This window comes from Enterobacter chinensis, assembly GCF_034008295.1.
GTDB lineage: Bacteria > Pseudomonadota > Gammaproteobacteria > Enterobacterales > Enterobacteriaceae > Enterobacter > Enterobacter chinensis.
Window position 1 is genome coordinate 233,495 of record NZ_JARDVI010000002.1, and the last position, 14,647, is coordinate 248,141.

Below are 14,647 nucleotides of genomic sequence, written 5' to 3' on the forward strand. Positions count from 1 at the left end.
GGTCGGGATAATCCCGGCCTTTTTTATTTGTGGCATTAATGTGGCTGTGCGGGAAGATGTATTTCAGTACGGCATGATGCCCTCACCCTGACCCTCTTCCACCGGGAGAGGGAGAAAAACAGGCACAAAAAAGCCGGGTTAAAAAACCCGGCTTTTTATTTAAGTTGCGTCAGTGAGCCGCTTCCGGTTTGTGCTTCGCCGCACTCTGGAAATCGTACGTCAGTTCGTTCTTCGCCTGATCCAGCGCCACCGTCACCTGGCCGCCGTCCACCAGCGAGCCAAACAGCAGTTCGTTCGCCAGCGGTTTCTTCAGGTTGTCCTGAATCACGCGCGCCATCGGACGAGCTCCCATCGCGCGGTCATAGCCTTTCTCGGCCAGCCAGTTACGGGCCTCCTGGCTCACTTCCAGCGACACGCCTTTCTGATCAAGCTGAACCTGCAGCTCGACGATGAACTTGTCCACTACCTGATGGATCACGTCGGTAGACAGGTGATCGAACCAGATAATGTTGTCCAGACGGTTACGGAACTCCGGCGTGAAGATCTTCTTGATCTCCTCCATCGCATCGGTGCTGTTATCCTGGTGGATCAGGCCGATGGATTTACGCTCGGTTTCACGTACCCCGGCGTTGGTGGTCATCACCAGCACCACGTTGCGGAAGTCCGCCTTGCGCCCGTTGTTGTCGGTCAGCGTCCCGTTGTCCATCACCTGCAGCAGGATGTTGAACACATCGGGATGCGCTTTCTCGATTTCATCGAGCAGCAGTACCGCGTGCGGATGCTTGATCACCGCGTCGGTGAGCAGGCCGCCCTGGTCAAAGCCCACGTATCCCGGAGGCGCACCAATCAAACGGCTGACGGTGTGACGCTCCATATACTCGGACATATCAAAGCGCAGCAGCTCAATGCCCAGCGCTTTGGAGAGCTGAACCGTTACCTCGGTTTTACCCACACCGGTCGGGCCGGCGAACAGGAAGGAACCGACAGGCTTGTGGTCATGCCCCAGTCCGGCACGGGCCATCTTGATCGCTTCGGTTAAGGCCTCAATGGCTTTATCCTGACCAAAGACCAGCATTTTCAGGCGATTGCCAAGGGTGCGCAGCGTATCGCGGTCACTCTGAGAAACACTCTTCTCAGGGATGCGCGCGATGCGGGCCACCACGGACTCAATATCCGCCACGTTAACGGTTTTCTTACGCTTGCTGGCCGGCATCAGGCGCGCACGCGCACCCGCTTCATCAATGACGTCAATCGCCTTATCCGGCAGATGACGGTCGTTGATGTATTTCACCGCCAGCTCCACCGCCGCACGCACCGCTTTCGCGGTATAACGCACATCGTGGTGCGCTTCGTACTTCGGTTTCAGGCCGTTGATGATTTGCACCGTTTCCTCGACGGACGGTTCGGTCACGTCGATTTTCTGGAAGCGGCGCGCCAGCGCACGGTCTTTCTCAAAGATATTGCTGAATTCCTGGTAGGTCGTGGAGCCAATCACGCGGATCTTGCCGCTGGAGAGCAACGGTTTGATCAGGTTCGCGGCATCCACCTGGCCACCGGAGGCCGCACCTGCGCCGATGATAGTGTGGATTTCATCGATAAACAGGATGCTGTTGGTATCCTGCTCCAGCTGTTTTAACAGCGCCTTGAAGCGTTTTTCAAAATCGCCGCGGTATTTGGTGCCCGCCAGCAGCGAGCCGATATCCAGCGAGTAGATGGTGCAATCAGCAATCACTTCCGGCACGTCGCCCTGCACAATGCGCCAGGCAAGACCTTCGGCAATCGCGGTTTTACCCACGCCTGATTCCCCCACCAGCAGCGGGTTGTTTTTGCGGCGACGGCACAGCACCTGGATCGCGCGCTCCAGCTCTTTATCGCGACCAATCAGCGGGTCGATACCGCCAACGCGAGCAAGCTGGTTAAGGTTGGTGGTGAAGTTTTCCATACGATCCTCCCCGCCTGCTTGCTCTTCATTGTTATTGACCTGATTGCTGGAATCCGATGCCTGGTTAGGCTCGTCTTTACGCGTTCCGTGAGAAATAAAGTTAACCACATCGAGTCGGCTGACTTCGTGTTTACGCAGCAGGTAGGCAGCCTGTGACTCCTGCTCGCTGAAGATGGCGACTAAGACGTTTGCGCCAGTGACTTCGCTACGTCCTGAAGACTGGACGTGGAAAACCGCGCGCTGCAGCACGCGCTGGAAGCTGAGCGTCGGCTGCGTGTCGCGCTCCTCTTCACTGGCTGGCAGCACCGGTGTGGTTTGTTCGATGAAGGCTTCGAGTTCCTGACGTAGCGCCACCAGATCCACGGAGCAGGCTTCCAGCGCTTCGCGGGCAGATGGGTTGCTAAGCAGTGCGAGCAGCAGGTGCTCGACGGTCATAAACTCATGTCGGTGCTCACGCGCTCTGGCGAAAGCCATGTTTAAACTGAGTTCCAGTTCTTGATTGAGCATAGGCACCTCCCCCAATTTTATGCCTTATCAGGCCTTTTCCAGCGTACACAGCAACGGATGCTCATTCTCCCTCGCATAATCGTTCACCATCGCTACTTTGGTTTCTGCCACTTCGGCTGTGAAGATGCCGCAGATAGCTTTGCCACGATAATGAACGGTAAGCATCAGTTGCGTTGCACGTTCTACATCATAAGAAAAGAACTTTTGTAGCACGTCAATAACAAATTCCATCGGCGTGTAATCATCGTTCATTAACATAACTTTATACATAGATGGCGGTTTTAGCGCGTCACGCACTTTGTCTTCCGCCAGCTGGTCAAAATCCAGCCAGTCGTTGGTCTTACCCATTTTGCATAACCACTTTGAATCTACCTCAGATGTTAGATAACAATCATCTATTACTGTCATCCGCGATGTCTGTCACAAACTGTTGCAATAGCGTTAACTGCTTCAAACTTTGGTTGATTATTGTCCCATCTCCAGCGCCTAACGCTTGACGACTTCTTTCGTTTCTCTAAATTGTACAAGCGTGAGATGGCGAGGTTTTGAACAGCCCCCACTCCACCACCGGTTCATTCCATCTTAACTTATAAGATTTACGAAGGATGTCGAAGCATGGAAATGGGTACTGTTAAGTGGTTCAACAACGCCAAAGGGTTTGGCTTCATCTGCCCCGAAGGCGGCGGCGAGGATATCTTCGCTCACTATTCCACCATTCAGATGGATGGTTACAGAACGCTCAAAGCCGGGCAGTCCGTCCGGTTCGATGTACACCAGGGACCAAAAGGCAATCATGCAAGCCTCATCGTACCCATTGAAGCAGAGACGGTTGCATAGCTCTCTGTTTTATTGTGTACATCCCGCAGTCAAAATGCCAGCCCGATCGGCTGGCATTTTTATTTTCAGCCTATTCGCGAGCCAGTGCATCCACCGGATCCAGCCGTGCCGCATTGCGGGCGGGCAGCCAGCCAAACAAAATGCCGGTAAAGGTCGAACACAAAAAAGCGGTCATGATGGCAACCGGCGAGAAACCGATCTCCCAGCCGGGTAAAAAGAGCTGGAGCGCGAACGCGATCATCATCGAGAGCGCAATACCCATCGCGCCCCCCACCAGACACACCAGCACTGCCTCAATCAAAAACTGTTGCAGGACATCGCTGGCTCTGGCACCCACCGCCATGCGGATGCCAATCTCACGGGTGCGTTCGGTCACCGACACCAGCATGATATTCATCACCCCGATACCGCCAACGACCAGTGAAATGACCGCCACAAGCGTGAGGAACAACTGAAGAGTACGTGTGGTCTTTTCCGCCGTTTTCAAGAGGCCATCCATATTCCAGGTGAAGAAATCTTTCTTCCCGTGGCGCAGGGATAACAGCCGCTCAAGCTGCTGTTCGGCCATCGCGCTGTCGTAGCCCTCCCTCACGCGCACGGTAATGGAGTTCAGCCAGGACTGCCCCATGATCCGCCCGGAGATGGTGGTATAGGGCAGCCAGACGCGCAGGATCTTGCTGCTGCCAAACATCGACTGTTTCTCTTCCGCCACGCCAATCACCGTAGCGGGCATGTTGCCGACCAGGATCACTTCACCCACTACGTTCGCTTTATTGGGGAAGAGCTGCCTGCGCGAGTTAGCGTCCAGTACCACTACCTGCGCCCTGCCCGCCAGCTGTTCGGCGTTAAAGGTCGCCCCTTCGCTGAAAGTCATGCCGTAGACGTTGAAGTAGTCCCCGCTTACGCCGTTAGCGCTGGCGGCAACGTCAACATTGCCCACGCGCAGACGCAGGTTTTGCGAAACCGCGGGCGTGGCGGAGTTGACCCACGGCTGCTTCTGAATCGCCGCCAGATCGTCATATTTCAGCGCCTGCTGATACTGCGGCTCGTCGTCGCCAAAGTCTTTGCCGGGATAGACGTCAATGGTATTGGTGCCGATGGCGCGGATATCTGCCAGCACCAGCTGCTTGGCCGCGTCGCCCACCACCACAATCGACACCACCGAGGCGATACCAATAATGATGCCGAGCATGGTCAGCAGGGTGCGCATCTTGTTGGCCGCCATTGCCAGCCAGGCCATGGTCAGCGCTTCACAAAAGCCGCTGGAGAACTGCCCCCAGCCGGTTGATGCTGGTAGCACTTCTTTCGGCGCGGCTGCCCTGGCGTGGCGTGGCGGCGGGTTGCTGACCAGCTCACCGTCGTGGATCTCAATGATCCGCTCCGCCTGCGCCGCGACCTGCGGGTCGTGGGTCACGATGATGACCGTATGCCCCTGATCGCGCAGCTGATGGAGGATCGCCATCACTTCTTCACCCGAATGGCTGTCGAGCGCTCCGGTCGGCTCATCCGCGAGGATCACCTGGCCGCCGTTCATCAAGGCACGCGCAATACTCACGCGCTGCTGCTGACCGCCGGAAAGCTGCGAGGGCTGGTATTCCACCCGCTCCGCCAGACCCAGACGCGTCAGCAGCATCTGCGCACGCTCAAGACGTTTTTTCCGCTCGACGCCTGCATACACCGCGGGCACTTCCACATTCTGCGCCGCATTGAGGTGAGAAAGCAGATGGTAACGCTGGAAGATAAAGCCAAAGTGTTCGCGTCGCAGTTTCGCCAGCGCGTCGCCGTCCAGGGTGGAGACATCCGTCCCGGCCACGCGGTAGGTGCCGCTGGTCGGTTTATCCAGACACCCGAGAATGTTCATCAGCGTCGATTTACCGGAACCTGACGCCCCGACAATCGCCACCATCTCTCCCGCTTCCACGCGCAGGGAGATGCCTTTCAGCACTTCCACCGGGCCATCGCCGGAGGGGTAGCTGCGACGGATATCGTTCAGCTCAAGCAGCGCCGTCATTTAGCGGCTCCGGGCAGGCTTTCGCTGGTGACAACCTCCTCACCCTCTTCCAGCCCTTTCACCACCACCACATCGGTATCGTTGCGCGCGCCAATTACCACTTCTCGCTCGCGCGTTTCCCCGTTGCGCAGCACTTTCACTTTATAACGGCTCTCCCCGGCGGATTCTCCCAGCGCTGAGAGCGGGATGGTCAATACGTTCTTCACGCCGGTCAGCTGGATATGCACCTGGGCGGTCATGTCCAGACGCAGCACGCCCTGCGGGTTCGGCACCTCAAAGCGGGCATAGTAGAAGATAGCGTCATTAACTTTTTCCGGCGTTGGCAGAATGTCTTTCAGCACGCCTTCGTAACGCGTCTGCGGGTCTCCCAGCACTGTAAACCAGGCGTTCTGCCCCGGCTTCAGATGAATAACGTCCGCCTCGGAAACCTGGGCTTTGACCAGCATGGTGCTCATGTCCGCCAGCGTCAGAATGTTTGGCGCCTGCTGCGCGGCAATCACCGTCTGGCCCTGCAGCGTAGTGATCTGAGTAACTTCGCCGGCCATCGGCGCGACGATTTTGGTGTAGTCGAGGTTGGTTTTCGCCGTATCCAGAGAGGCCTGATTGCGTTTGATTTGCGCGTCGATAGTGCCAATCTGCGCCTGTTTTACCGCCAGTTCCGTGGTGGCGGTATCCAAATCTTGTTTCGAAATGGCCTGGGTTTTAGCCAGCGCCTGCTGGCGGGTCAGCGTGACCTGGGCAAGGTTACGCTCCGCCTGCGCCTGCGCACGCTGCGCGCGCAGCTCCATCAGCGTGGCTTCCACTTCCCGAATCTGGTTCTCAGCCTGTTCAGGATCGATAACCCCCAGCAGTTGGCCTTTTTTCACCTTGTCGCCAATCTCTACCGACAGCGTTTTCAACTGGCCGCTCACCTGGGCGCCCACGTCAACCTTGCGCAGGGCATCAAGTTTGCCCGTCGCGAGCACGTTTTGCTGCAGTTCGCCCGGGCGAACAATCAATGTCTGGTACTGTGGCACAGGTGCATTAAGCACTTGCCATAGCCAGTACCCACCGGCTAAAACCACGACCGCCAGCAGCAGAAACAGCGTTCTGCGTTTTCCCTTGAGGTTCATAAATATTCCAAATAAATGTTCTGGCAATGATAACAGTTGATTCTATCTAAACGACTCCTCAACGAAACCCCCACTTCCCGAAATCGTCATAATTTGTTTACGAGACGTTGAGAGTTTGCCTGCTGAAATGGAGATCTTCATCAAGAAGCAGGATCTATCATGTCTTCCATCGTCGATACACCTTTTTCAGACCTGCCGCAGCCTAAATCAGGCTGGCAGCTTTTCAAAAATCTGGCTTTCGGAAAGCTCACACCAGGGCTGGCGTGGCAAAATCCCTCCTATCGACGTAAATTCATGTTACGTTCGCTGGCGACCCCCCTTAGCACCGCGCGCCTGTTAACGAGTCTTGCTAAACAACCGCGTCTGATGCAGATGTTGCAGGTACAGCCAGGACTGCCGTGCCGGCTGCATCGCCCCTGGTTGACGGTGAATATGGATCGTCAGCATGCGCTGGAATCGCTCAACTGGCACTATCAGACGATGAGCCGCCAGCTTCCCGCGACGCTGCTTATGGGTTATCTATCTAAGCAGGGCTTTACCCTGCTGACCTTAACCGGCAAAGATGAACAGCAATTTACCGTTCGTCTGTGCGCTGATGCATTCCTGGATAAAGAAGGGGAAGCCACCCTCGCGTTCTGCGACAGTCAAAACACGGTGCTGGCGGAGATGACCTTTACGCTATGCCAGTTTGAAGGAAAAGCGACGCTGTTCATTGGCGGTTTGCAGGGCGCAAAAGCGCATGTTCCGCATGAGCTGATCCAGGGCGCAACGAAGGCCTGTCATGGCCTGTTCCCGAAACGCCTGCTGGTGGAAGCCGCGATGACGCTCGGCACCGCTTTCCCGGTAGAGCAGATTGTTGCCGTCAGTAACGCCACCCATATCTATCGCAGCTGGCGTTATCGCAAGAAAAAAGAGGGAAAACTGTTGGCCGACTACGACAGTTTCTGGATCTCGATCGGGGGTGAAAAACAGGATAACGGTAACTTTATGCTGCCGCTTGTCATGCCGCGTAAACCGATGGAAGAGATCGCCAGTAAAAAACGCTCCGAATATCGCCGCCGCTACGAGCTGCTGGATAACCTGATTCAGCAGGTGAATCAGGCTACCCAACGCTAATCCGCTTTCCCGCGTGCCAGCCACAGCACGCGGGAGAACATCTTGCGCAGCAGAGTCGGTACCGCCTCCACGCCCCGCCGCCCCGCTTCCGTCGCCACTTCGATGGCCAAATCCGGTTTTGAAGAACGATGAATCGCTTTGGCGATCACGCGCCGCATGTTCATCGGGACATCGACCGGCACCATCGCAATTCGGTGGAAAACGTCGTCGAACCCCTGACGGTACATAAAATGCTCCATGTCCATCGCGGGCAGCATGGTTAAATGGTCGCGCTCTTCTTCTCGCTCGTTATTCAGCAGGCCACGCACGGTTGAGGCATATTTTTTGCCCGCCTCATCGCCGTCGACCAGCACGTGCCACTCGATCCCCATCCGGCGAGCAAATTTTATCAGCGGCTTTAATCCCGACTGGGCGAACTCGATCACCTTAATGCCTTCCGCATCAAAATGGTGGCCGCACTGGCGCGCCAGCTCGTTGATGACCCAGGTTTCCGTTTCCCCCTCCACCAGCAGCCAGCAGCGAGCAAATAGGGACGACGCCCGGTTAAAGCGAATATGAAACGCAATGCGCCGCCCGTCTTCCGCGTTCAAACCACCCGGCCCCAGCCGGAAAGCGGAAACACGGGAAGATTCTCGTACCAGACGACAGACGTGCTCTACCGGCGTTAGCGAAAGTAACTCACCGGAATTGGTGGTGGTAATACGCTGGAGCGGCAGTAAATTCAGCAGATGCCATGCCACGGAGAGCATGATGGGGTGCAGGCGCGTTTCAGGATCTTCCACCAACAGCAGCGGTCGGGCGTCCCGGTCAAGACGAACGGTGCCTTTGGCCTGCAGAAGCGTTGAAAACAGCCCCAGCAAAATCACCCGGTGCGTACGCCCGCCGGGCCGATCGATCATCCGGTTAATGATGTCCAGATAACGCCAGCTTCGCTGCTCATCATGAGAGCGACGGCGCATCAGACGATGACGTGACTCCGACGTCCCCTGCTCGGAAAAATAGTGCTCCAGGAGTTGTACCATTGCGGACAACCCCTGACGGATTTGGCCATCGGTAAGATTCTGCGGACGCGACACCAGCTCTCGTGCCAGGAAATCCAGCTCGCGGGCGGTAACTTCTACGTCTGGCATATTCGGTACGGTACCGTTACGAATACGCCGCATAAAACGCGCATCGCGCAAGCGTAATACCGGCGTCAGGCGGATCAGGTGGCGAGCCAAATCGTCGATATTGTCCAGCGGGATCGGGTTGGCTTTCTCATCAAGAAAATCACGCAGGGTCAGTACCCCTTCGTTCTCCGCCATCTCCCCTTCCAGCCGATAGAAAATCCGGTGGAAGCCGTCATCGCACGGCACCCAGCAGGGGGACAGCGGACGGAAGCGACGCACGCGGTGACGACCGGGCTCGGACTCCCGGAACGTCAGGATGATATGCAGATGCTTCTCGCGGCCCGTCACGTCGCCGGGCGGGAACCAGAAATCGTCGCGAACGAAATGATACAAATCGTCTTCGGGCGAAAGCAGTAACGTCAGCGCATCCAGCAGGCTGGACTTACCCCACGCGTTCTCGCCGATCAGGACGTTGTTCTGCTCCAGCTGCAGCGACAGACGGTTAATACCGCGAAATCCGACAATTTCCACACGTTCGAGAAGCATAATTCCCCCGACAAATGACCACTTTTTCCTTCAAGTTATCAGCAGTATAGCGGCAGGCATCCTGTCGCGACAGCACAACATTCACCCTTGCGAGAATTGGTCTATGCTCTATTTACCGCCGGCTCGAACAAGGAATGACTACATATTGCCTGAAATCAAACCAATCGAATTTATTTAAGTGGCGAAGGGGTGTCGTTATTTTTAAAATAGAGACTCTTTGAGTCGTCATCCCTTTTTGACGATATAACCCACACGCAGGAAAGCGTGCGGAAAATTATTTTGAGGTGGTTATGTTTAGAAAATTAGCAGCAGAATGCTTTGGTACATTCTGGCTGGTATTTGGTGGTTGCGGTAGCGCCGTTCTGGCAGCAGCATTCCCGGAATTAGGCATTGGTTTTGTCGGCGTCGCGCTGGCATTTGGTTTAACCGTATTAACCATGGCCTTTGCCGTGGGGCATATTTCCGGCGGTCATTTTAACCCGGCCGTGACGTTAGGTTTATGGGCGGGCGGTCGTTTTCCGGCGAAAGAAGTCATTGGTTATATCGTCGCCCAGGTGGTTGGCGGTATTATTGCCGCTGCTGTTCTGTACGTAATTGCCAGCGGTAAAGCTGGCTTCGATGCGACAGCCAGTGGTTTCGCCTCTAACGGCTTCGGCGAACACTCTCCGGGTGGTTATTCCATGCTGTCTGCCATCGTGATTGAAATTGTGCTGACCGCAGGCTTCCTGCTGGTGATTCACGGCGCAACCGACAAACATGCACCAGCCGGTTTTGCCCCGATTGCCATTGGTCTGGCACTGACGCTTATCCACCTGATTTCTATTCCGGTCACCAACACGTCCGTTAACCCGGCGCGCAGTACCGCAGTCGCCATTTTCCAGGGCGGCTGGGCGCTTGAGCAGCTGTGGCTGTTCTGGGTGATGCCAATCGTCGGCGGTATTCTGGGCGGCGTGCTGTATCGCACCCTGCTGGAAAAACGCGACTAATTACGTGCGGCCTGTAATGTCGGGTGGCGCTAACGCTTACCCGACCTAGCTGAGTGTGCACTTTCCAGGCCGGGTAAGGCGCAGCCGCCACCCGGCTTTCTTTTGTCGCTTTACTGAACAACCTTTATTGGGTAGTGTCTCTGGCGCTCAACAGATACTCAAAAGGACCGGCTGTTCATGTTTTCAGGACTCCTCATTATTCTGCTGCCCCTGATTGTGGGCTATCTCATCCCGCTGCATCAGGAATCGGCATTACGGCTTATCAACCGTTTTCTCAGCTGGATTGTTTACGTCATTCTTTTCTTTATGGGGATAAGCCTGGCCTTCCTGGATAATCTGGCAACCAATCTGCTGGCAATCCTGCATTATTCTGTCGTCACCGTTGTGGTTATTTTGTTGTGTAATATTGCTGCACTCTTCTGGCTTGAGCGCACAATTCCGTGGAAAAATCACCATCATCAGGAAAAACTGCCTTCACGAATCGCAATGGCGCTGGAATCATTAAAACTGTGTGGCGTCGTGCTGCTCGGTTTTCTTCTTGGACTGACCGGCTGGGCGTTTTTACAGCACGCTACGGAGGCCAGCGAATATACCCTGATCTTCCTGCTGTTCCTGATTGGTATCCAGCTGCGAAATAATGGCATGACGCTGAAACAAATTGTCCTGAACCGTCGGGGAATGATTGTTGCCGTCATCGTTGTCGCCAGTTCAATGGTGGCAGGCGTTATTAATGCCTTTGTGCTCGACCTGCCCCTGAAAACCGGGCTGGCCATGGCGTCAGGTTTTGGCTGGTACTCCCTCTCCGGCATTCTGCTGACCGAATCTTTCGGCCCGGTGATTGGCAGCGCCGCCTTCTTTAACGATCTGGCGCGTGAGCTGATTGCCATCATGCTGATCCCGGGGCTGGTTCGCCGCAGCCGTTCCACCGCGCTGGGTCTGTGCGGCGCGACGTCGATGGACTTTACCCTGCCGGTATTGCAACGCTCCGGGGGACTGGAGATGGTGCCTGCCGCTATCGTTCACGGCTTTATTTTGAGCCTGCTGGTTCCCGTTCTGATGGCATTCTTCTCTGCCTGATACTTCTTTGGCGGTAGCGAACCTGCCGCCAAAATTGCGCTAAATCAATCTCCCTCTATTTTGTCGCAGAAAGCCCTTTTCACCGTTCCGGCACGAGCATAACCTTAAACATGTATATCAAATATAACTTTAACAGGTGTGATTATGTTTTGTGTGCAATGTGAACAAACCATCCGTACCCCGGCAGGCAATGGCTGCTCTTACGCACAGGGTATGTGCGGCAAAACCGCAGAAACATCTGACCTGCAGGACCTGCTGATCGCCGCCCTGCAAGGCCTTTCCGCATGGGCATTCAAAGCCCGCGAATACGGCATTGTCGACCACTACGTCGACAGCTTCGCCCCGCGCGCATTTTTCTCCACGCTGACTAACGTCAACTTCGATTCCCCGCGCATCGTCGGGTATGCCCGCGAGGCTATCTCCCTGCGTGAAGCGCTGAAAGCACAGTGCCTGAAGGTAGATGCCGGCGCCCGCGTGGACAACCCGATGTCAGAACTCCAGCTGGTGAGTGACGATCTGGGCGACCTGCAGCGTCAGGCGGCAGAATTCACCCCTAACAAAGACAAAGCGGCAATTGGCGAGAACATTCTCGGCCTGCGCCTGCTGTGCCTGTATGGCCTGAAAGGCGCCGCGGCATATATGGAGCACGCGCACGTTCTGGGTCAGTACGACAATGAGATTTACGCGCAGTACCACAACATCATGGCGTGGCTGGGAACCTGGCCTGCCGATATGAACGCGTTGCTCGAATGCTCAATGGAAATCGGCCAGATGAACTTCCGCGTGATGAGCATCCTGGATACGGGTGAAACCAGTACCTACGGCCACCCAACGCCAACCCAGGTCAACGTCAAAGCGACCGAAGGTAAATGCATCCTGATTTCCGGTCATGACCTGAAAGATCTCTACAACCTGCTGAAGCAAACCGAAGGCACCGGCGTTAATGTCTATACCCACGGCGAAATGCTGCCCGCACACGGCTACCCGGAGCTGCGTAAATTCAAACACCTGATCGGTAACTACGGCAGCGGCTGGCAGAACCAGCAGGTCGAGTTCGCCCGCTTCCCGGGCCCTATCGTGATGACCTCTAACTGCATCATCGACCCTACCGTCGGGGCGTACGATGACCGCATCTGGACCCGCAGCATCGTCGGCTGGCCGGGCGTGAGCCACCTCGAAGGTGACGATTTCGGGCCGGTGATTGCCCAGGCGCAGCAGATGGCAGGCTTCCCGTACAGCGAGATCCCGCATCTCATCACCGTGGGCTTTGGCCGTGAAACCCTGCTCGGCGCCGCAGATTCCCTGATTGATCTCGTCAGCCGTGAAAAACTGCGCCATATCTTCCTGATCGGCGGCTGCGACGGCGCGCGCGGTGAACGTAACTACTTCACCGACTTCGCCACCCGCGTGCCGGAAGACTGCCTGATCCTGACGCTGGCATGCGGTAAATACCGTTTCAACAAGCTGGATTTCGGCAACATCGAAGGCCTGCCGCGCCTGGTAGATGCCGGTCAGTGTAACGATGCTTACTCGGCCATCATTCTTGCCGTTACTCTGGCGGAAAAACTGGGCTGCGGCGTAAACGATCTGCCGCTGTCGCTGGTGCTGTCATGGTTTGAGCAGAAAGCGATTGTCATCCTGCTGACCCTGCTCTCGCTGGGCGTGACCAACATCGTAACCGGCCCGACTGCGCCAGGCTTCCTGACACCGGACCTGCTGGCGGTGCTGAATGAAAAATTCGGCCTGCGTTCCGTGACCAACGTTGAAGATGACATGAAGCAGCTGCTGAGCGCGTAAGGAGGAACTCATGACCATGCCAACCTCACAATGTCCGTGGCGGATGCAGGTTCACCACATCCAGCAGGAGACGCCGGATGTGTGGACGCTGTCGCTGCTGTGCCATGACTATTATCCGTACCGCGCGGGCCAGTATGCGCTGGTCAGCGTCCGTAACGCGGCGGACACCCTGCGCGCCTACACTATCTCTTCAACGCCGGGCGTGAGCGAGTACATCACGCTCACCGTCCGCCGGATTGATGACGGCGCAGGCTCCCGGTGGCTGACCCGGGACGTGAAGCGCGGGGATTATATCTGGCTGTCCGACGCCCAGGGCGATTTCACCTGTGACGACAAAGCAGACGATAAATTCCTGCTGCTGGCGGCGGGCTGTGGCGTGACGCCGATTATATCGATGCGCCGCTGGCTGGCCAAAAACCGCCCGCAGGCCGACGTGCAGGCGATCTTCAGCGTGCGTTCGCCGGAAGACGTCATTTTTGCTGATGAATGGCGCAACTATCCGGTGACGCTGGTGGCAGAACACAACGCGATGCCCGGTTTTGTCGCGGGGCGTCTGAGCCGCGAGCTGCTGCAAAGCGTGCCGGATATTGCTCATCGTACCGTGATGACCTGCGGCCCGGCGCCGTATATGGCTTTCGTGGAAGAGGAAGTGAAAGCGCTCGGCGTAACCCGCTTCTTCAAAGAGCAGTTCTTCACGCCGGTAGCGGAAGCGGCAACCAGCGGGATTCAGTTTACTAAGCTGCAGCCGGCGCAGACTTTCTTTGGCCGCGTGGGGACCACGCTGCTGGAGGCGCTGGAAAGTAACAAGGTGCCGGTGGTAGCGGCCTGCCGTGCAGGCGTGTGCGGTTGCTGTAAGACGAAGGTGGTTTCCGGGGAGTACAGCGTCACCAGCACCATGACGCTGTCCGACGCGGAAATTGCTGAAGGCTACGTGCTGGCGTGTTCGTGCCACCCGCAGGGCGATTTGGTACTCGCATAAACGATAAACGTTCACTTGTAGGCCCGGTAAGCGTCAGCGCCACCGGGCTTTTTTGTCGGGTGGCACTGCGTTTACCCGACCTACAACGACATTACCGCCACGCGGGCGCTTTCCCCACCGCAAACCGCCCTGCTCCTAAAAACGCGACCGCCAGCGAGCCGATAAAGAAATACACCAGGCTTTCAATCGCCCATGCGCCTACCTTGTCGAGGGCAAGCGTTTCCCCCATTCCCACCATCAGCCATGCCACGATCATGGTAAAGGCCAGCACCAGCGCGGCCGGGCGCGTAAAGAGCCCGACAATAATCAGGATCGGTGCCACCACTTCGCCAACCAACACGCCGTAGGCGATAAACCCCGGTAACCCTTTTTCCACCAGCATGCCGCTAATAAACCCCACGCCGCCGAATAACTTGTGCAAACCGTGAAACAGCATCAGCCCGCCGACGGCAAGTCGTAACAAGAGTTTGCCGAGATCGTCGCACGATAGCTTTTCATTAACAGCAGTTAACAATGATTTAACCATTTGAAATTATTCCTGTTTTTACCCAATGTACAGCCAGATTATGCCGAATAGTTAGATTTGAAAAGCACCTTTTAATAAGGGGGTAAAGCGGGCAAGACAGAG

12 protein-coding genes are annotated in these 14,647 nt (G+C 56.2%); 6 read left to right on the forward strand and 6 right to left on the reverse strand.

Translation table 11 applies throughout. The annotated features are described in order from the left end of the window. Positions 1-169: 169 nt before the first annotated feature. A complete protein-coding gene (gene clpA, locus PYW49_RS06035) occupies positions 170-2,449 on the reverse strand; it encodes an ATP-dependent Clp protease ATP-binding subunit ClpA (protein WP_023335109.1) in 2,280 nt (759 codons plus the stop codon). A 27-nt stretch (positions 2,450-2,476) separates the two neighbouring features. Next, positions 2,477-2,797 carry an ATP-dependent Clp protease adapter ClpS gene (clpS, locus tag PYW49_RS06040; protein WP_006174393.1) on the reverse strand — a complete coding sequence of 107 codons (321 nt, stop codon included), beginning with the start codon at positions 2,795-2,797 and terminating at the stop codon, positions 2,477-2,479. A 267-nt stretch (positions 2,798-3,064) separates the two neighbouring features. Between clpS and cspD the strand changes: the two genes are divergently transcribed. Further along, positions 3,065-3,286: a cold shock-like protein CspD gene (cspD, locus tag PYW49_RS06045; RefSeq protein ID WP_008499993.1), complete on the forward strand. Its 222-nt coding sequence runs from the start codon at positions 3,065-3,067 to the stop codon at positions 3,284-3,286. A gap of 70 nt (positions 3,287-3,356) precedes the next feature. On the opposite strand, the gene macB is transcribed toward cspD, so the two are convergent. Together macB and macA are read right to left on the reverse strand one after the other, a co-directional pair. Further along, positions 3,357-5,297, reverse strand: coding sequence for a macrolide ABC transporter ATP-binding protein/permease MacB (gene macB, locus PYW49_RS06050; protein ID WP_320385962.1), 1,941 nt, complete (start codon positions 5,295-5,297; stop codon positions 3,357-3,359). Further along, on the reverse strand, positions 5,294-6,409 hold the full coding sequence (gene macA, locus PYW49_RS06055) for a macrolide transporter subunit MacA (protein WP_320385963.1): 1,116 nt from the start codon (positions 6,407-6,409) through the stop codon (positions 5,294-5,296). The genes macB and macA overlap by 4 nt, the downstream gene beginning before the upstream one ends. Positions 6,410-6,568: 159 nt before the next feature. Here macA and PYW49_RS06060 point away from each other — a divergent pair, with 159 nt between their 5' ends. Beyond that, on the forward strand, positions 6,569-7,525 hold the full coding sequence (locus tag PYW49_RS06060; RefSeq protein ID WP_320385964.1) for a VirK/YbjX family protein: 957 nt from the start codon (positions 6,569-6,571) through the stop codon (positions 7,523-7,525). Here PYW49_RS06060 and PYW49_RS06065 read toward each other — a convergent pair. Beyond that, a complete protein-coding gene (locus PYW49_RS06065; protein ID WP_134349256.1) occupies positions 7,522-9,180 on the reverse strand; it encodes an ATP-dependent endonuclease in 1,659 nt (552 codons plus the stop codon). The genes PYW49_RS06060 and PYW49_RS06065 overlap by 4 nt on opposite strands. Before the next feature lie 290 nt (positions 9,181-9,470). Between PYW49_RS06065 and aqpZ the strand changes: the two genes are divergently transcribed. The 4 genes from aqpZ (at position 9,471) to hcr (ending at position 14,019) form a co-directional block, all read left to right on the forward strand. Then, positions 9,471-10,166, forward strand: a complete 696-nt coding sequence (gene aqpZ, locus PYW49_RS06070) for an aquaporin Z (protein ID WP_134349257.1) — start codon at positions 9,471-9,473, stop codon at positions 10,164-10,166. Positions 10,167-10,343: 177 nt separating this feature from the next. Further along, positions 10,344-11,243, forward strand: a complete 900-nt coding sequence (locus tag PYW49_RS06075) for a lysine exporter LysO family protein (RefSeq protein ID WP_134349258.1) — start codon at positions 10,344-10,346, stop codon at positions 11,241-11,243. 144 nt (positions 11,244-11,387) lie between these two features. Then, the gene (hcp, locus tag PYW49_RS06080) at positions 11,388-13,040 is read left to right on the forward strand and encodes a hydroxylamine reductase (protein WP_320385965.1); all 1,653 of its coding nucleotides are present in this window, start codon (positions 11,388-11,390) and stop codon (positions 13,038-13,040) included. Positions 13,041-13,050: 10 nt separating this feature from the next. Beyond that, positions 13,051-14,019: an NADH oxidoreductase gene (gene hcr, locus PYW49_RS06085; RefSeq protein WP_320385966.1), complete on the forward strand. Its 969-nt coding sequence runs from the start codon at positions 13,051-13,053 to the stop codon at positions 14,017-14,019. A 91-nt stretch (positions 14,020-14,110) separates the two neighbouring features. On the opposite strand, the gene PYW49_RS06090 is transcribed toward hcr, so the two are convergent. Further along, positions 14,111-14,545, reverse strand: coding sequence for a DoxX family protein (locus tag PYW49_RS06090; protein WP_320385967.1), 435 nt, complete (start codon positions 14,543-14,545; stop codon positions 14,111-14,113). Between the last annotated feature and the right edge of the window lie 102 nt (positions 14,546-14,647).